Genomic DNA, 18,482 nt, shown 5'->3' on the forward strand with positions numbered 1-18,482 from the left:
CAAAAAAAGAGGAATAAGGGTGGTGTACCCTTACTCCTCTTTTTTAAATGCTCTTATTTGTTTTACATAGTCCGGTGCATCCATAGGATCGTCGACGATAATCTCCACTACACATAAACAGTCATCCTTTTCAACTTGACGAAGCACATGTTGTAGTTCCGCTGTCGTTTTCGCTTTAACATGTTTAGCACCACCACCGAAGCCTTCAAGTAAAGAGCTGTAGTTCCATGTTGGGATATCGTTATAAACTTGTTCCTTTGTTTCTGTGTTTAAATACCTCTCAATCGTATAACCAGCATTATTTAACACGAAAATAATTGGTTTACAGTCATAGTAGAGCATAGAACTTATTTCTTGAACTGTAAGTTGCATTGACCCATCACCTGTAAATAACAACGTTCTACGATTAGGTTCTGCAATCGAAGCACCAAACGTAGCCGCTGTTGCAAATCCTATTGATTGCCACCCGCCTTGCTTTAAATAACTAACCCCTTTTTTCATTCGAGCTTGGGACATACCATAGAAAAACGTTCCTGTCTCCACAATAACGATATCTTCTTCCTGGATAAAATCTTGCAAGATTGGATAATAATTAGACGCACGCAAAGCTTTGTCTTCTGTTTCCAACGCTGTAGCATAAGGAAAGGTTATCGGAGAAGCTGCAGTATCGATTGAGGTTTCTAGCGTCCCCACTTCTTTCAATACGTCAGAGGCTTTCACATTCTCATACGTAGCGTTTTCCACCCTTACATAGTGTGGTTGTATATCAATTAACTGCTCTTTCTTTAAAGAAGCTGTATAATTAGCTGTATTTGTATCCGCCCAAACAAGTCCAACACCGATGACGCAATCTGCATGTTCTACTCGATCCCTTACTTCATGGCTCCCAAAATCGCCTGCATACATACCGATGTACTGATCTGAGCTTTCATCCACTGAGCCTTTTCCATATACCATGCTCGCTACAGGAATACGAAGTGATTCTGTTACTTCCTGAATTAGCTTTTCCAATTCAAAACTTTTCACTTTCGTATCAACTAACAAAATAGGCTTTTTACTGTCACTTACTTTTTTTTCAATGTGGCGCATTGCTTGTGCAAACGTTTCTTTGTCTGTTTCAAAGGGTACAATGCCTTCCCCATCTTTCTCAGTTACTAATTCATTCACATGATCATCAGCCACCATTATGTAAACAGGCTTTTGATAATCTTTAGCCATTTGAATCGCTTTTGCCACTTCCGTTTTAGCATTGGAAGGCGTAACCACTGTACTATAAGCTGAAATTTCAGTAAACATCCGTTTGAATACATGAAAGTCACCATTCATTAACGTATGGTGTACGTGTGACCCTTTTTCTTGTTTGTCATAGTCAGGCGCTCCGACAATATGGATGATTGGAATGTTCTCGCAATTCGCACCTGCTATCGCATTTGCAGCACTTAATTCCCCAACGCCAAACGTTGTGATAAGAGCTGAAATTCCATGCAGACGTGCATATCCATCAGCTGCATACCCAGCATTTAATTCATTTCGGTTGTGAATAAATCGTAAGCCATCTGTTCTTTCAAGGGTATCGAGTAAAGCAAAGTTGTAATCACCTGGAACACCGAACACATCTCGAATACCTTCTTTATACAAAGATTTATACAAGTAGTCTCCAACAGTTTGTTGGTTAGCTCTATCCATGATTTGTCTCCCTCCAGTCATCTTACAGAACGTATACCCTAATCTCGCATTTGCACACCTGTTATTCCATTCGCAAAACAGTTCCTATGACCTAATAAAAAATAGTTATTTTCTCCTTTTTATAGAAGGAATTTAACAATTTATGCAGAATTATCTATATGCAAAACCATTTTTCGACGAAAATACTGCACGCTCTACTTCTTTAGACATACACATCTTCTCGTATTGCCCTGTTCCTCTACCTTCCTTGGTCTTGTATCCCTTACCCTTTAGTCTTTGTTTGTTTGTAATCAATAGGAAAGGAGGTGAGTGCTTATGTAAGAGCACATCCCCCCGCACTAAAATCGCAGTCTGTAGAATTATTTCTACCCTCCTCCTGCTTCACAAACGATGTATGGTGCCAGCCCTCTTCCAGCATTTTCTTACTCGTAATGGTCTCTTCCTCCATGACCAATTCGTAACCTTATTCGATACGTTTTATAAAAAAAGAGCTCTACTAACCACAATACAGCGGTTCTTAGAGCTCTTTTTCATATAATCATTCTGGTTTTCCGTTTAACGAAATCATGACGGCTAGCGAACATAAGCACATAAGATTGAGCTTAGGGTAAGAACAAAAACCCTAAAGGCATGAAGATAGTGAAACGACATGAGGCACCTATGGGCATCCAAACAGTAACGTTGGAGTTGCTCATAGATTGAAAGGTGTGATAGGGTACAGTTCTCCAACAGAGAATAAAAACACTTACTTAATTCATTGTTAGCTTCTGTTTGAAAAACTACAATAAAAGTGCAGTAAAATAAGAAGAGCCAGAAATCCTTGATTGAAAAGGATTTCTAGCTCTCCTGCGATTATTCCCACTCAATTGTGGATGGTGGCTTGCTCGTTACATCGTAGACGATGCGGTTGACGTGTGCAACTTCATTAACAATACGTGTTGAAATGATCTCTAATACATCCCATGGAATACGTGCCCAATCAGATGTCATCCCATCAATTGAAGTAACCGCACGAATGCCGACTGTATAGTCATACGTACGTGCGTCACCCATAACACCAACACTTCTCATGTTCGGTAGTGCAGTGAAATACTGCCAAATTTCGCGCTCAAGACCAGCTTTTTTAATCTCCTCACGAAGAATTGCATCACTTTCGCGAACAATCGTCAGCTTTTCATCTGTAATTTCACCAAGAACACGAATTCCTAAACCTGGTCCTGGGAATGGCTGACGCCAAACGATTTCGTCTGCAATGCCTAGCTCTGAACCTAGTGCACGCACTTCGTCTTTAAATAAAGCATTTAAAGGCTCAATTAACTCAAACTTCATATCTTCTGGTAATCCACCTACATTATGGTGTGATTTTATCGTTTGAGCTGTATCTGTACCAGATTCAATAATATCTGTGTAAAGAGTACCTTGTGCTAAGAAATCCATTTTCTTATCTTTAAGCTTAGCTGCTTCCTCATCAAAAACATAAATAAATTCATTTCCAATAATTTTACGTTTTTGCTCTGGATCCGTTACGCCTCTCAATTTCCCTAAGAAACGGTCTGCTGCATCGATTTTGACAACGTTCATGTTAAAGCCTTCACTAAAGGTTTCCATAACGCTTTCTGCTTCGCCTTTACGTAGCAAGCCGTGGTCAATAAACATACACGTTAATTGATCCCCAATTGCTTTATGAAGAAGCACTGCAACAACAGAAGAATCGACACCACCGCTTAATGCACAAAGCACATGACGGTCGCCTACTTGCTCACGAATCTTCTTAATTTCTTCTTCAATAAAATTCTCCATTGACCATTCGCCTTTTGCTTTACAAATTTCAAAAGCAAAATTCTTTAATAAGTCATTTCCAAATTCAGAGTGACGTACTTCTGGGTGAAACTGTACACCATAGAAGTGTCTTGATTCATCGCTCATTGCGGCTACTGGACAAGAAGGGTTCGATCCATCAACTGTGAATCCTTCTGGAGGCGCAATGATTTTATCACCATGACTCATCCAAACCGTTTGTTCAATTGGCAGACCTTTAAATAAATCCGATTGATTTTCCACTTTTAATACAGCTTTTCCATACTCACGATGAGATGCTTTTTCAACTTTTCCACCAAAGTGATGAGTCATAAGCTGAACACCATAACAAATACCTAAGATTGGAATACCTAACTCATAAATGGCAGGATCACAAGAAGGTGCTCCTTCTACGTATGCACTATTAGGTCCGCCAGAGAAAATAATTCCAATTGGATTCATAGCCTTAATTTCTTCGGCAGTAATTTTGTGTGAATGTAGCTCACTATAAACCCCTAAATCACGAATTCGTCGTGTAATAAGTTGATTGTACTGCCCTCCAAAATCAAGGACAACAATCGTTTCATGATTCGTCACTTGCATCTTATCCACCCTTTACCATATAATCTATCTTTTATTTAAAAAGTTAAGAAGCTTCCCATGCAAACAAAACGGCTACAAAAACAATGAATGATGCTCCATTGAATTGCAGCCCTAACGTTGCGCTAGCTTTCAAACTTTTTTTAGTATGTGCATTCTTTCATACAGTTCATTCAAATTTAATCATAACAAGCAAGTAAACAATCGGTCAAGAAGTGATTTGGTTCAGCATCTTTTTCCAATTTTCATCAAATTTCTTTTTATCAAATCGCTGTGCATTACGGCTATACATATGGCGTTCATACACCTCTACTAAACGAATCATGGTTTGGTTCTCTAACCCTAGCTCACTCTCCACGTAGTAGGCATATTCCTTCAACGTTTGATGAGGTTTTCTATTAATTCCGTATAAACGCAACACCCACATTAAGCGTTCAAATGACGTGGCATAATCGTCCACCGTTTTAGCCGTATGTTGTTTTGCCTTAATATAGCGTATCGCAAACGTCTTTCTAAAAAGAAACACGGCAATTGCTGCTATCAATACAAATGCTATACTACCAAAAACAAGGAAACCCGTTGGGCCAGTCTCTGTTGTCGTTGCTATGTCTGCCACTTCATCTTCTTGAACGTCTTCTTCTGGTCTTTCCTCCTGCTGTTCTTCAGAGTCATTTTGATTTTCTGGGACTGGAATCTCTTCTGTTTCATCTACATTCGAATCCACTTGTTCTTGTTCAAATTCAAATCCAGAAAAACTGGGTGTTGGTTCAAATGAAACCCATCCAGCACTTGGAAAATATACTTCAACCCAAGAATGCGCATTGTTATTGGAAATTAAATATTCCTCGTACTCATCATTTACTTCAACTTGTTGTCCCTCAGTAAACCCTTTTACCCATCGAGTAGGTATATCGAGGGTACGAAGCATAACAGCCATTGCTGTTGAAAAATTATCACAATACCCTCTTTGGGTCTCAAATAAAAATTGATCAACATAATCTTGATTTCCATTCGGTACTGGTACATCTTCTGTTTCATAAGAGAATGATGGGCCACGTAAATAATTCTCAATCGCAATCACTTGATCATAAACGGTGTCTCTACCTTCAGTCAGTTCTTCAGCAAGCTCCCTCACTCTGTCAGGAAGGTCATCTGGTACTTCCGTGTAAAGTTCCCAATTAAGATCTGAGGTTTGATTATCCTCTCGTAAGCCACCGACTTGGAACGTCTGATCATAATACGTTACCTCATATTGATTTGGAGGGGCTTGTCCGTCTACTAACGTTGCTTGGTTGGAAATTGAATGAATAACAATCGGTTCTGTTTCACCTGTGTTCATCAGTTCAAGTTCGCTTGACACTAGCTCGCCAGGATAAAAAAGATGGTTAAACCGTTGCTCCCCTTCACCATAGAATCGTAGCTGCGCTTCTCTTTCTTCACGAATAACAGCCGTTCGCTCTCCCTCTTGTAATGGAGGTGTTTGTAGAGTTTCATTTGCATCGTTAAGAGAGAGTTCCCAACCTGAGCCTGTATACACATTCTTCGTTTCCCCTTTCCAATAAGAGCCTTCCTCTATCCTCGCATAAAAGACCGGGGTATCGTCGTCTACAAAACCTCCACCTAATCTACTATCATCTTCACTATAGCCGATGCGCTGAGTAGGTGGACCACCGCTTGAAAAACCGAGGATCGATTCAAGATACGGTACAGGATCAGACCATTGTGGCTCAGGTTTTGGCATCACAAAGCTAATTGCCGCAGCTGTTAGAATAAAAACGCTGCTCAATGCCATTACCTTACCCAATCGGGCAAAAGAAAAAGCCGTATTCCCTTCACCATTTTTCAATACTCTCAATGTCACAAATAGGATTAGCCCAACAACAAACATTCGCACAATCGATGCATTTCCGTCATAGTCAGTAAATGAGTCAATCGCACCTACATAAATTATACTTAGAATAAGAAACAGCAAGATTTTGCGCGCTTGAATAATCCAATAATGGAGCAAGTAGCTTAATATTGACAATAAGACAATAAATAGAAACGTTCTAAAAAGAGCAGATAATTCGACAACATTTCCTGAAAGAACGAGAATACTGTTTTCAAACAAGTGTCGTGCTAATAAAGTAAACCAAGAATCAGGCGAGCCTGGCTCAGGTGGAAACAACCAAAACAAGGCACCGATAATGATGACGACTCTAAGAAGAAGCGATACGATCATTGGTAAACGTACTAATGTAACAAGAAAAAAGAGGCCTGCAATGGTAATAAAAGCAGGAATATCGCTACCATTCGTTATATAAGGAACTGGGTATAGCCATTCTAGTAGCAATATAAAACCGAGTGCATACAAAAAAACATCTCGTATTAAAAAGCTTTTAGGCCCCATAAAATTCACCCCTTTTGTGATCCTCAGAATGTTGATATTGGGGGATAAAGACATGCCCACCTGCCTTGCTCACCTCAGCAATTTCTTCTTGTGCTAAGGCTACTGAGGTAACGATAAATACGCGTCGTTGGTGAGAAACATGTTTTCTAATAAGGTCTATCGCCATTTTTGAAAAGCGAGGAGTCACGATAAAACAAATCCCTTGATCGTTTTTTAAAAGAGGGAGCGTTGTCTCATGGTCAGGAACTGGATGAATGAGGGCAAATAAGCGTAAGGAATGCCTCCAATCGTTGAACGTAACAACCGTACGAATCCATTCTTCATTGTACACAGACAACGTAGTATGAATATGATCTTGGATGAAAGCTGCATGAATGGATACAGCTTCTTTTATGCTTTCCTCATATTGAATAGGGTCCCTTAACGCGTCCATCTCTTGTGCCGCATGTACAATTTCCACGTGCTGGTCTTCCTCTGTTTCAAATTCTTTTGTTAACAGTCCATTCACGCCTGCGGACCGCTTCCAATCAATTTTACTTAAACGATCTCCAGAAACATATGGTCGAATACTCGAGAGAACATCATCTTGTAAACCTTTATGGAAATGATCAGCTTTACTCGCATAGGCAAATAACGCTCTTTTATTTGTAATGGCGTAAAAAGTAGGAGATATGACAACTTCTCTATCGGAATGTAACGTTCGTTTAATCGTTATTAATCCAAATAGATCGCTGGCATGCACAATCGCTTCGTTAAAATGATAAACCCCTCTTTGTAAAGCCTTTGCTTCATAAGAGAGTACGAATTGTCTATCGAACGAAAAAGAAAACAGTTGATGGTTTCTTTCCGATATAAATGTTTCAGGTGTGGTGTCAGACAAATGGTAATAAATAAATGGCATCCAGGCAGGCTTTTCTATTATCACTTCAATAGTTAAAGCTTCTCCAACTTCACTATTGTTTTTTGAAACCGTTCGTTTAAGTTTTAGTCCGACAATGGATAAGAATGGTATGATGCTCGAAAAAAGAAAAACGACAACAAGTCCGTAAAATAAAAACCAACTTACAAATCCACCTTGAAACATTGCAAAGCTAAACGACAATAAGAAAATGGCCATTGCAAGAATCCATCTAAAAAGAAAACGGCTCGTTTTGTTTAACGAGGATGTCTTCATTTTACTTTTTCCTTCTTACTAGCTAATGGGACACGAATATGAGCGATGACATCTTCCAGCACTGCTTCTACCTTTTTCTCTTTTAGTAGTGATTCATTGGTTAAACGTAAACGATGTCCAAGTACGGATAGAGCAATATCCTTTATATCATCAGGGCTTACATAATCTCGGCCATTAATAAGGGCATTGGCTTGACTTGCTTTCATAAGCGCAATGGTTGCTCTTGGACTAGCACCTAGCTCAATGTCTCGATTCATTCTCGTAGCATGAATAAGATTAACGATATACGTTTTAACACTTTCATGAATAAAAATATCACGAGCAACCTGTTGCAGCTCAATAACTTGATCTAAATTAATAACATTGGTTATAGCGTCAATCGGATGCTCTCTTTCAACTCGATTAAGCAACTCCAATTCTTCTTCCACAGTGGGATACCCAAGTTGAATTTTGACTAAAAATCGATCAAGCTGTGCCTCCGGTAAAGGAAAGGTTCCTGCATACTCAATTGGGTTTTGTGTTGCAAGTACGAAAAAAGGAGCATGGATATGCATCGTTTCACCATCAACTGTTACATTTCCCTCTTCCAATGCTTCGAGCAAAGCTGATTGTGTTTTAGGTGAAGTTCGATTTATTTCATCGGCAAGTACGACATTCGCCATAATAGGTCCAGGTTTAAATTCAAATAATTGAGTCTTTTGATTGTAAATGGCAGCACCTGTTACGTCGGAAGGTAATAAATCTGGTGTAAATTGAATTCTTTTAAATTCTCCACCGATTGTTTTTGCCATTGCTCGTACAAATACAGTCTTTCCTACACCTGGTACGTCTTCCAGCAGCACGTGACCACCTGCAAGTAAGGCAACTAGTGAAAGTTTAATTTCTTTACGCTTACCAATAATGACTTTTTCAACGTTATCAATAATGGTGTCTATCGTGTTAATATACGAATGGAAAGTGGTCATGAATCCTGTAGTCCCCCTAATACTGCGCTTTTTCATATTGTACCATCTTCATCTTATAGAATAATAGTAGCAGCCTTTCAACAGATTGATTACATGCTAAAAAGAATGTCATCCAGTAGTAGGAAGGCTTTTCTTTTAACAAGTCAAAAAGGAGCAGCAGCGCCTAAAGGGTAAGGCGCCCGCCAAAGGAAAGATTAGGATGGTTAACTTACTCCCCCTCCTATACGTTTTTTCGCACGGTTATAATTGGCGAAAAACTTTCACAAAGTCGTTTTCAATCGTTGTCCACGTAGTCTCCTGTTTAAACAATTGATGCATCTTTGGAATAAATGTCTCCTTAAACGCATGTTCATATTGAGGAGAATTTTTTTCAGGTAACTCCGCCTTATACTTTGAAACGATTTCCTCTACCGTCTCAGCTCTTGGACCCCATTTCGCTACTTCTTCTCCTTTTTCATTTATAAAGATGACAATTGGTATTGAACGTGCAGTTCCATTCGTTAAATAACGATCCATTAATTCTAAATTCTCATCACGAATTAAAAAGCGGCACTCCATGAAGCTATTGTTCGCTAACTTTAGTAAAATTGGGATATTCACCATCGCATCCCCACACCAGTCAGCAGTTAGCACGATAGCTTTTAGTCCTTTCCCTGTAATAGCTTGTGTTACCTTTTCAGCTTCTTGACTTAGGTGAAACGCATGGTAAATCGATACGAACGTCTCTTGATTTACTTTCATTGATTCAACGTATTCTTGAGCAGTCATTCCTGTTTTAAACCATTCTAATAAGTTCACTGTGCATACTCCTTTACCATTCATTATTTGGCTATAGTTTACCACAGATTCAATACGTAGACCGTAAGAATGAACCTAGACAGTTTTTTCTTACAGAATTCGTTATAATTCCTTTTCTTTTCAGACACACTACTGAAAAAAGAGAGGGAGTGGTTACAGAATGGTTCACTTAAAGAAAACGATTGTTATCTTATCCTTTGTTATGCTACTTATTGGGCTTTTCATTCAATCGTCTCACCCCGTTGATGCCAAAAATGATCGCCCTTTTTCCTTTGTATGGATGTCTGATACACAATACTACTCACAAAAGTACCCTTATATCTATGATCAAATGACATCTTGGATTGTTGAGAATTCAAAAGAAGAGAATCTTAAGTATGTTATACATACTGGGGATATTATTGATCGAATGAACAATGAGTTTGAATGGATACAGGCTGATGTTGCCATGAAGAAACTAGATCAAGCAAATATGCCTTACGGAGTGCTAGCTGGCAACCATGATATCGGGCATAATGATCGCAATTATAAGATGTTCAAAACCTATTTTGGTGAAGAACGATTTAAATCCATGAAAGCTTTTAAAGAATCGTACAAAAACAATGAAGCTCATTACGATATAGTAGAAGTAAATCGGCATAAAATTCTTATTTTATATATTGGATTTGGTTGGAATCAGCAGACTATTTCCTGGGCGGATGATGTGTTACAGAAGCACCCTGATCACGCAGTCATCCTAGCGACACACCGATACTTACAAGTGGATGGCCAACGCTCGAAAGATGGAGAAACACTCTTTAAAAAACTTGTCATTCCTAATGAAAATGTCCAGCTTGTCCTTAGCGGACATTACCATGGACATGCTCAACGATTTGACCGATTAGATCAAGATGGTGATGGTATAAACGAACGAATGGTTGTTCAACTATTATCCGATTATCAAAGCTATGATAAAGGGGGTAACGGATTTATGAGAATCTTAACGTTCCACCCTGCTACGTCTTCAGTAGCGATTCGTACGTACTCGCCATTTACAGACGAGCATTTACTTGAAGATGAAGAATTCCAAAAAATCCCTATGAGCTTTCATTTTCCATTCACGTTTTAACGGATCGCCCAAATTCCAATCCACGTTCACCTTTTTAAGTGTACAGCCATATTGTGTACTAACCAAGAAAGGTGGTGCTTAATATGAGCTATTATCAAGCTGGTTACGGAAATCCTTGTTGTCCTCCACCACCTTGTGGAGGATATGGTTACGGTCCTGGTCCAGGCGGTTACGGACCTGGATACGGTGGTGGGTACGGTGGCGGCTGGGCTATTGGCATTGTCGTCGTACTATTCATCCTTATCATCATCATTGGTGGGGCTGGCTTCTGGGGTGGCGGCTTTGGTGCTGGTGGTTATGGCCCAGGTCCAGGTGGTAAACCTTGCTAAAAAAAAGACATCAGCACATGTGCTGATGTTTTTTTTAGTAATAGTATCCTCCTCCATACGGTGGATACCCATAAGGTGGATAACCGCCGTAACCATACCCATATCCTGGTCCGCCGCCAAAAAGATAAGGTGCAACAAGTGCTCCCCCTAAACCACCAACAAAACCACCTAACAGTGCATTTCCCCCTCCATAAAAGGGCCTTCTACCATAGCCACCGTATCCATAGGGTCTGCGAAAATCCTGAGGCGTTTGCCTCGTATATCTATATGGTGGATGCATGTGCATGAAACCTCCTAGCCAGTTATGAGGTATACTATGCGGAGACAACCAGGCATGTGCTGAGCAAAATGAAAATTTTAGTCAAGAAACGTGTTATACATGTGATCAACTATTGGAAGCACCTCACCGCTTCCAACTCCCTCTTGCATGATCGCTAACAGTAAATTTGATTCATCACTCTCATAACTCACTACCCAACCGAGTGTATCTTCACCTACCTCAGCTGTTCCTGTTTTTGCCGCAATGGCATAATCGTCTCGCTCCAAAGAATGCGCTGTTCCATTGCTGCTAGATACAACATACTTCAATGCTTCATCCACCAATGTCGCAGCCTCAGCCGATACAGGCTCTACCATTACTTGTCCAGTCTCTTCTCCTTGCTCCAAGATAGGCTGAATGAGTTGACCTTCATGTATGAATGTTGTAAACATCGCCGCCAGATGAACAGGGTTTGTTAAGATTTCTCCTTGGCCATAACCCGTATCGGCAAGCTGAATCTCTGATTTAAACCCTTCCTCTCCTGTAAGCAGTGATTGTTGAAGAGAATAGGTAAATGCAAACGTTTCGTTAAACCCAAACGCCTCTGCTCCAGCTAGTAGTTCCTCCTCGCCTATTGCAAGCGCCGCTTGGGCAAAATAAATATTATCTGAGTACGCCATTGCATCAAATAAGTCGACTGCTCCATTTGGATCTGTCACACGTCGAACGTGATAACCGCCCCAATCTGAATCTTCTGGCTGCCATTCGTGTCCAGGTTCATCAACCGTTTCATTCGGATCTAACGTACCTGAATCTACACCAATTGCGGCAGTAATAGCTTTCATTGTAGAACCAGGTGAAAAACGATTTGAAAACCGGTTCAACAATGGCTGGTCTTCGTTTTCATCCAGCTCCTCACGCTGAGCACTAGGCAAACCTAAAGACATTTGGTTTGGATCATAACTAGGTGAACTTACTAACGCTAGCGTTTCTCCTGTTTCAGAATCAAGGGCAACAGCAGTACCCGGCTCCCCGTCTAATTCATTCATTAGTTCTTCTTGTACATCCATTCGTATTGTTAGATAAACATTTTCACCGTCTTCCGCTTCCTGTTCCGCTATCGTTTCTTTTCGTTCACCATCAGGATCAATGATAACGATTTCGCCACCAGGAGTACCGCGTAGCTGTTCTTCCTTTATTAGTTCTAAACCTGTTTGACCTACGAGAGATTGTTCTGTGTATCCTTCCTCTCTTCGCTCTTCAAGCTGTTCTGCTGTAATAGGACGTATGTAGCCTATCAGGTGCGCTGCTGCTTCACCGAAAGGATAGACCCGTCCTTCACTCATTTGATACGTGAATCCAGGCACGTCCTCATATAACGCTTCAATTGCATCCAATTCAGAGGCTGGCATTTGACCAATTAAGACAAGACTACCTTCTTCCACCCAGCTTTGACTCAACGCTTGCTCAATTGACTCCTCTGAACGTCCTAATCGATCTGCAATTTCTGCTATTTCAGACTCTTCCTCTTCAAAACGATTCGGTACAACCGCTAAATCAATGACTTCACCATTGATTGCTAAGCCTTGCCCCTCATGATCAAAGATTTCTCCACGTTTCTGTTTCGAAGGGTTGTACCTAACTGAATCTTCATCGCTCAAATTAGGAAAGATGAGTTGAGAACCCCACTCTAGTTTCCAATTAGGCTCATCTTCTTGTTCATCCCAAACAAAAGAAAGCTGCTCTTCAAACTCGTACTCGCCAGCAACTGTGGTCATAGAAACGTTCACAGGAATTTGTTCTTCATTTTCTCCTGTAAACTCCTCAGGAACAGTCGCTTCTATAGTAAAGTCATTTATTAGTCCATCATAAATATTTTCATAACGCGCTACAAAATCCTCTTCCGATATAGATTCTTGAACGTCGCTTGTTACCATCTGATACATAGAAGCGTAATCACGATTCTCCCAATGGTCGACAAATGACTGAACGGAATCTTCTGGCGTTTCTGTTGAACATGCTGCTAAAAATATGCTAATAATTGAAAAAGTGCTAAATACGGCTGCTTTCTTCAATCCATTCATTCCCCTTTTTTACATTTCAATTTCCTTTTCATTACATTCACTTTACCATACTCCAAATCCGGTTTGAACCGTTTCAATTTGATAAACTTAAAGAGTACGTAAAAAACACGCTAGGCAGACAGATCATTCCGAGCGCATCTTGTCTCGTCTATCATGTCCTACCTCGCGTGCTTTTTATCGTTGCTTAATTTGTCGTTACAATTGTTAGTTTATCTTTGATACTGGTACGCTCTTTTGCTTCCGGTACAAAATCCGCATACCCTATCATCAACGTCCCAATAATTTTTTCACCACTTTCCACTCCAATTGCTTCTCGAAATACAGGGTCATAAATCCAATCATTTGTTCTCCAAATCATGCCAATTCCTCTAGCCCATGCTGCTAATTGAAAGTTTTGTATCATGGCACTTACAGCTCCGTAATCTTCATCCCATGTTTTTTGACGTGGATGCTCAGGCATGACAACAACGAGATGAAGCGGAATTTGGTTGAAATAAGCTGCTTTCTTTTTCGCTTTTTCAGGTAAAGTTTGATCCGCACCCAATTGTGATTTTTTATAAGCGTCTATGAACGCTTCTTTGCCTTCTTCAGCAAATAAAATAAACCGCCATGGCTCTGTTAATTTGTGATTTGGTGCCCATTTTGCCACTTCTAGCAGTGAAACGATTTCATCTATTGATACAGCATCAGATTTAAATTTTTTAATGGAACGTCTACCTTTTATAATAGAATCAATAGTTGTTAGGCGATTCGTCATCATGTATTAACCATCCTTTATATCTAGCATTATACGTTTAGTGTAGCGAATGCTTGAATCGAAAGCAAGGAATGATTCTCATTTTCAATTAGAAAATTGTACCGACCACTTACCTATAGAAATGGCGCTAAGCTTACGAATGGAAACGACCTAAAAACGATTTTAACCGTTCGGTTTGTGGATTTTGAATGACTTCATAAGGTGTACCTTGTTCAGCTATCCTTCCTGCATCTAAAAAGAATACCCTATCTGCTACATCAAGTGCGAAATCCATCTCATGGGTAATGAGCATCATTGTTGTTTCTCCTTCAGCTGCAATATCACGGATGACTTCTAATACTTCCCCTACAAGTTCGGGGTCGAGGGCAGCTGTTACCTCATCAAATAACAAAACCTTTGGCTGCATTACAAGTGAACGAGCGATGGCCACACGCTGCTGTTGACCACCAGATAGCTGGGAGGGATACATGTCTATTTTATCTTCAAGCCCTACTTTCATTAACATTTCTCGTGCTCTAGCTTGTGCTTCCTCCTTACTCAACCCTAGCACATGAATGGGCGCCTCTGTGCAGTTTCTCATAATCGTCATATGAGGAAATAGATTGTACTGTTGAAAGACCATTCCAATATTGCCTCTTACTCTACGCAAATGCTTTTCATCTGCAGGAATTAGTTTTCCATCAACCTCTTTATGCCAAAGCATTTCACCATCTACTTCAATCGTACCTTCTGTCGGTTGCTCAAGTGTCATCAACATTCGAATAATCGTTGTTTTCCCAGAGCCTGAAGGACCAATTAAAGCAATTTTTTCTCCTTTTTTCACATCAATATTCAGTTCATTTAAGACAACAGTATCACCAAATGCTTTTTTAATGTTTCGGTAACGCACAATAATATCATGATTTGTTTGTTCATCTGAACTCACGTTTTCATCCCCCTTGTGTCTACTTTATGATTCCCATGTAACTTGCCTACCTTCCGCTCCAAGTACCGAATAAACAAAGCAGATGGATAACTTAAAATAAGAAATAAAAAACCAACAATGGTTATTGGCTCCACAAAGCTATACGTTTGAGAACCGATTGCACGAGCTGTTGACATCATCTCCATCACAAATACACCCAATAATAAAGGGGTCTCTTTAAACAAGACGATTAAATAATTCCCTAGCATCGGAATGACTGGAGGCACAGCTTGAGGGAGAATGATTTTCTTCCACATTTGCGCCTTTGAAAAATTAAGCGCTTTTCCTGCTTCCCATTGACTGTTCGGCACAGCGTTGATGCCAGATCGATAAATTTCTGAAACATATGTAGCATAGTGGATGCCGAGAACAAGGACACCAGTTTGAAAACCAGTTAAAGGAGTTGTATAGAACACAAAAAATAATTGAACAAGAGGCGGTGTGGCGCGAATAAATTCAATGATGCCAGCAATCATTAACGCTAACGGTTTAAACGTCGAGCGCCTTAGTAAAGCAAATACTAAGCCCACTGTTAACGACAAAAAGTATGCAAGAACGGTCACAGAAATCGTGACGGTAATGGCTGATAAGATATCAGGAAATATTTCCCACGCAAAAGTCCAATCCCATACATCACTCATGAAAGTGTCACCCCTTTAGAAGCACGTTTTTCTAAATACCGAGCGAGTATAATAAGCGGCAACGCAAGTAAGAAATAAGCAACTAATAAATACGTATAAATTTCTACTTGGCTACTAATAGCCGTGTTGCTACCTCTCAACACGTTTGCATTAAAGGTTAGATCGGCAAGTCCAATAAAATAAACGAGGGAAGTCCCTTTTAACAATTCAATTGCATTATTGCCAAAGCCAGGTAACATTAAGCGAAAGGCCTGAGGCAATATAACAAGGCGCAAACGTTGAAAACGCGACATATTAAGGGAGATAGCCGCTTCAGTTTGACCAATATGTATCGAGTTTATTGCGCTTCTTACCACTTCAGAAGCATAAGCTCCGTAATTTAACCCTACCGCTAATGAACCGGCTAGCATTAAGCTCATTGAGATTCCATCAATCAGTTGGGGTAACGCATAATACAAAAAAAACATTTGCACGAGTAGCGACGTACCTCGAAACAGCTCAACAAAGACAGCAGCTACCGTACGAATGGTGGCATATTGAGACGTCCTCATTAACCCTGCAACAATGGCAATAGAATAAGCAATGAGCGCACCATAAAGAAACACCATAACAGTTGTTGTTAGCCCTTGCAGAATGAAGGGAGCAAACGTCATAAAATTTGAAAACATCCATCACACCTCTTTTTCTACGAAAAAAAGCATGGGTAACGGTTATGCATCACCATGCTTCCCTCGTACTATTTCCTATTAGCCATTCATCCCACAACGGTCTTCAGTCGTTAGATCATCTGGAGGCAAATTCGCTTCTGTAAATCCAAATTCTTCAATAATAGCTAAAAGCTCGCCTGATTCAATTAATTCTTGTAATCCCTCATTGTAGGCTTCTCTTAATTCATCATCTGCAAATACCGCAGCTCCATAAGCTGTTACAGGCTCACCGTCAATAATGGGTTGTTCAAAATCATCAACAAATTCCACTCCACCCGAAGTATTGTTTTGAGCGGCTGAATTTGCTGTGGCATCGGTGGCAACCATAACATCAGCCATCCCACCTTCAACTGCCGCGATATTGTCAGCAATACTTGACCCCTGCATAAACTGACTCGAATCAATACCTAAATCTTCAAGCATCCCGATTTGATTTGCACCTGACATCACGGCTACTGTTACATCGGGATTCGCTACAATATCTTCATAACTATGCAGATTAAGGGGATTTCCAGTTTGAACAACAATTCCTTCTCCATATTGAATTTCAATATCCCCAAAATTCCCCATTTCACAGCGCTGAGGTTGTACATCCATCGCAGCAGTTGCCATATCAAAGGATCCAGAGTTTACCCCTTCAATTAAAGCGCCAAAATCATTAACAGTTCCTTCGATATCGTCGTAACCAATCCGTTGTAGGACAGCACGAGCAATCTCCGGAGCAGCTCCAGTTACTTCATTATTTTCAATGTCGATGTATCCGTAAGGCTCTTCGTTCGCTACACCAACAGAAATAATCCCCTCACCGTTTCCATCCGTCTCATCACTACTTCCACAAGCAACAAGGGCTACAGATGCCACAGTTAATAAACCGAACATTCCTACTTTTCTCAATATAAATCCCCCTTAAGAACGTTTAACAAAAAACAAGTTGTTTTGGTAAGCTTTTTTATTTCCCAACAACCTCTTTTTCGTTGAACAAGTCTACTATGTTTATCATCATAGCACATTCACAAGTTTGTTAAAAATCAGTTATCCCGCATATTTCTTCTTCTTTTTGCTTATTCTCCCTCTAGCCTCTTTCTCATTAAAATAAATCCGAATAACTTGAAAATAAACGATTTTTCAAAAAATAACGAGGTGTTTTCGTTAAATTTTACCGTATAAGAGTGTGTATGAAACAGAAAAGAGCAAGGAATCTCCCTGCTCTTTTACAGTATTACTCTTCTTGTTCTTCCATTTCTTGTTCTAAATCTGCTTGCATTTCTTCCATTTTTTCTTGTGCCTCTTCTAGAGTGATCGCTTGCTCAATAGCCTCTTCATCATAATCAACATCTTCCAGCTGATCAAACTGACTGAATTCGTACACAATCTCTTCGGATATCAGTTGACCGACCTCGGCAATTTCACCTTCCATGGATAATTCACTTCGTTCTTGTGTGAAGTCGTCTTTCTGAATAAGTAATTCAAAATTGAAGTCTTGAAGGTCAACTTCTAACTCTTCCGGGCTTTCACCCATAAAAGCTAATGCAAGGTCTTTTACACCATCATCTGTACCTGAGGCAGATAGACGGTAATGGTCTTCTGTTTCTTCTAAATTAAGCACATCTGTGTGGTTCGCTAAAGTCGTTAATTGATCTTCAGCTGGCTGAAAAGACTCTGGTCCAGAAATGCCACTTTCTTCTGCAGAAAGTTCGATCCATTCCTCTAGCATAGGCTCTTCAGTATAAAACGATCCATCATGCATAAAGGTCATTGGCTGTTGACCTTCTTCCTCGCTTTCTGCTTGTTGCTCCACGATTGAAAAGGTAAACGGGTCGCGCAGAATCTTCGTTGTTGTTACATACTCTTGTCCCTCTTCTCCACTAACCATCGTATCCATTTGGTAGCTCGTTTTTTCAGCCATCTGTTCTTGTGCATTTTGTACGATTGTATCGATTTCCCCTTGATCTGCTTGATCATCTTGACATCCAGCTAGCGCGATCGCTGCAATCAATACAAATGGTGTTTTTTTCACGCTTAGCACCTCGTTTTATTTGACTTCCTCGTCACTCTAACATACGAACAAAGCAGATAACGACGACTTCATCAAATTCCCCTATTTTTATAGACTTTACGTTATTTCAACAGCGCGCCACCTATTTTTTTAGAATCAACCATAATTTACAATATTTCTTTAAACGAACCGTAAGATTCATTTTTAGTCGCGAAGGGTATAATAGTC

General features: G+C 40.0%; 16 protein-coding genes. 2 read left to right on the forward strand and 14 right to left on the reverse strand.

The window, feature by feature from the left end; translation table 11 throughout:
* Positions 1–30: 30 nt before the first annotated feature.
* From E2L03_RS05725 to E2L03_RS05750, 6 genes are all read right to left on the reverse strand, one after another.
* Positions 31–1,686: an alpha-keto acid decarboxylase family protein gene (locus tag E2L03_RS05725; protein ID WP_241741901.1), complete on the reverse strand. Its 1,656-nt coding sequence runs from the start codon at positions 1,684–1,686 to the stop codon at positions 31–33.
* An 852-nt stretch (positions 1,687–2,538) separates the two neighbouring features.
* Positions 2,539–4,086 carry a glutamine-hydrolyzing GMP synthase gene (guaA, locus tag E2L03_RS05730; RefSeq protein WP_038482826.1) on the reverse strand — a complete coding sequence of 516 codons (1,548 nt, stop codon included), beginning with the start codon at positions 4,084–4,086 and terminating at the stop codon, positions 2,539–2,541.
* 205 nt (positions 4,087–4,291) lie between these two features.
* Entirely contained in the window at positions 4,292–6,472 is a 2,181-nt protein-coding gene (locus E2L03_RS05735) for a transglutaminase TgpA family protein (RefSeq protein WP_166740195.1), read from the reverse strand.
* The gene (locus tag E2L03_RS05740) at positions 6,462–7,646 is read right to left on the reverse strand and encodes a DUF58 domain-containing protein (protein WP_038482832.1); all 1,185 of its coding nucleotides are present in this window, start codon (positions 7,644–7,646) and stop codon (positions 6,462–6,464) included. The genes E2L03_RS05735 and E2L03_RS05740 overlap by 11 nt, the downstream gene beginning before the upstream one ends.
* Positions 7,643–8,611 carry an AAA family ATPase gene (locus E2L03_RS05745; RefSeq protein WP_038482835.1) on the reverse strand — a complete coding sequence of 323 codons (969 nt, stop codon included), beginning with the start codon at positions 8,609–8,611 and terminating at the stop codon, positions 7,643–7,645. Before E2L03_RS05745 ends, E2L03_RS05740 begins: the two co-directional genes overlap by 4 nt.
* A 240-nt stretch (positions 8,612–8,851) precedes the next feature.
* On the reverse strand, positions 8,852–9,409 hold the full coding sequence (locus E2L03_RS05750) for a thioredoxin family protein (RefSeq protein ID WP_038482838.1): 558 nt from the start codon (positions 9,407–9,409) through the stop codon (positions 8,852–8,854).
* Positions 9,410–9,569: 160 nt separating this feature from the next.
* Here E2L03_RS05750 and E2L03_RS05755 point away from each other — a divergent pair, with 160 nt between their 5' ends.
* Together E2L03_RS05755 and E2L03_RS05760 are read left to right on the forward strand one after the other, a co-directional pair.
* Entirely contained in the window at positions 9,570–10,517 is a 948-nt protein-coding gene (locus E2L03_RS05755) for a metallophosphoesterase (protein WP_055736486.1), read from the forward strand.
* An 83-nt stretch (positions 10,518–10,600) separates the two neighbouring features.
* The gene (locus E2L03_RS05760; protein WP_051667612.1) at positions 10,601–10,846 is read left to right on the forward strand and encodes a hypothetical protein; all 246 of its coding nucleotides are present in this window, start codon (positions 10,601–10,603) and stop codon (positions 10,844–10,846) included.
* Between the two features lie 34 nt (positions 10,847–10,880).
* Here E2L03_RS05760 and E2L03_RS05765 read toward each other — a convergent pair whose 3' ends face one another.
* The 8 genes from E2L03_RS05765 to E2L03_RS05800 form a co-directional block, all read right to left on the reverse strand.
* A complete protein-coding gene (locus tag E2L03_RS05765; protein WP_236702404.1) occupies positions 10,881–11,132 on the reverse strand; it encodes a hypothetical protein in 252 nt (83 codons plus the stop codon).
* Positions 11,133–11,203: 71 nt separating this feature from the next.
* The gene (locus E2L03_RS05770; protein ID WP_134258700.1) at positions 11,204–13,189 is read right to left on the reverse strand and encodes a penicillin-binding transpeptidase domain-containing protein; all 1,986 of its coding nucleotides are present in this window, start codon (positions 13,187–13,189) and stop codon (positions 11,204–11,206) included.
* 184 nt (positions 13,190–13,373) lie between these two features.
* The gene (locus E2L03_RS05775) at positions 13,374–13,949 is read right to left on the reverse strand and encodes a nitroreductase family protein (RefSeq protein ID WP_051667614.1); all 576 of its coding nucleotides are present in this window, start codon (positions 13,947–13,949) and stop codon (positions 13,374–13,376) included.
* Between the two features lie 130 nt (positions 13,950–14,079).
* A complete protein-coding gene (gene ehuA / locus E2L03_RS05780) occupies positions 14,080–14,871 on the reverse strand; it encodes an ectoine/hydroxyectoine ABC transporter ATP-binding protein EhuA (protein ID WP_038482848.1) in 792 nt (263 codons plus the stop codon).
* A complete protein-coding gene (ehuD, locus tag E2L03_RS05785; protein WP_038482851.1) occupies positions 14,868–15,551 on the reverse strand; it encodes an ectoine/hydroxyectoine ABC transporter permease subunit EhuD in 684 nt (227 codons plus the stop codon). The genes ehuA and ehuD overlap by 4 nt, the downstream gene beginning before the upstream one ends.
* The gene (gene ehuC / locus E2L03_RS05790) at positions 15,548–16,219 is read right to left on the reverse strand and encodes an ectoine/hydroxyectoine ABC transporter permease subunit EhuC (protein WP_038482854.1); all 672 of its coding nucleotides are present in this window, start codon (positions 16,217–16,219) and stop codon (positions 15,548–15,550) included. The genes ehuD and ehuC overlap by 4 nt, the downstream gene beginning before the upstream one ends.
* A gap of 78 nt (positions 16,220–16,297) precedes the next feature.
* Positions 16,298–17,152: an ectoine/hydroxyectoine ABC transporter substrate-binding protein EhuB gene (ehuB, locus tag E2L03_RS05795; RefSeq protein WP_038482857.1), complete on the reverse strand. Its 855-nt coding sequence runs from the start codon at positions 17,150–17,152 to the stop codon at positions 16,298–16,300.
* Positions 17,153–17,477: 325 nt separating this feature from the next.
* Positions 17,478–18,275, reverse strand: coding sequence for a DUF6612 family protein (locus tag E2L03_RS05800; protein ID WP_134258701.1), 798 nt, complete (start codon positions 18,273–18,275; stop codon positions 17,478–17,480).
* Positions 18,276–18,482 lie beyond the last annotated feature (207 nt).

Origin of the sequence: Shouchella oshimensis, from assembly GCF_004375095.1 — a bacterium.
Classification (GTDB): domain Bacteria; phylum Bacillota; class Bacilli; order Bacillales; family Bacillaceae_D; genus Shouchella; species Shouchella oshimensis.

Bases quoted from the DNA above. Each gene is read 5' to 3' on its own strand.
- E2L03_RS05725 (WP_241741901.1), bottom strand. From the start codon at position 1,686: ATGGATAGAGCTAACCAACAAACTGTTGGAGACTACTTGTATAAATCT.
- guaA (WP_038482826.1), bottom strand. From the start codon at position 4,086: ATGCAAGTGACGAATCATGAAACGATTGTTGTCCTTGATTTTGGAGGG.
- E2L03_RS05735 (WP_166740195.1), bottom strand. From the start codon at position 6,472: ATGGGGCCTAAAAGCTTTTTAATACGAGATGTTTTTTTGTATGCACTC.
- E2L03_RS05740 (WP_038482832.1), bottom strand. From the start codon at position 7,646: ATGAAGACATCCTCGTTAAACAAAACGAGCCGTTTTCTTTTTAGATGG.
- E2L03_RS05745 (WP_038482835.1), bottom strand. From the start codon at position 8,611: ATGACCACTTTCCATTCGTATATTAACACGATAGACACCATTATTGAT.
- E2L03_RS05755 (WP_055736486.1), top strand. From the start codon at position 9,570: ATGGTTCACTTAAAGAAAACGATTGTTATCTTATCCTTTGTTATGCTA.
- E2L03_RS05760 (WP_051667612.1), top strand. From the start codon at position 10,601: ATGAGCTATTATCAAGCTGGTTACGGAAATCCTTGTTGTCCTCCACCA.
- E2L03_RS05765 (WP_236702404.1), bottom strand. From the start codon at position 11,132: ATGCACATGCATCCACCATATAGATATACGAGGCAAACGCCTCAGGAT.
- E2L03_RS05770 (WP_134258700.1), bottom strand. From the start codon at position 13,189: ATGAATGGATTGAAGAAAGCAGCCGTATTTAGCACTTTTTCAATTATT.
- E2L03_RS05775 (WP_051667614.1), bottom strand. From the start codon at position 13,949: ATGATGACGAATCGCCTAACAACTATTGATTCTATTATAAAAGGTAGA.
- ehuD (WP_038482851.1), bottom strand. From the start codon at position 15,551: ATGAGTGATGTATGGGATTGGACTTTTGCGTGGGAAATATTTCCTGAT.
- ehuC (WP_038482854.1), bottom strand. From the start codon at position 16,219: ATGTTTTCAAATTTTATGACGTTTGCTCCCTTCATTCTGCAAGGGCTA.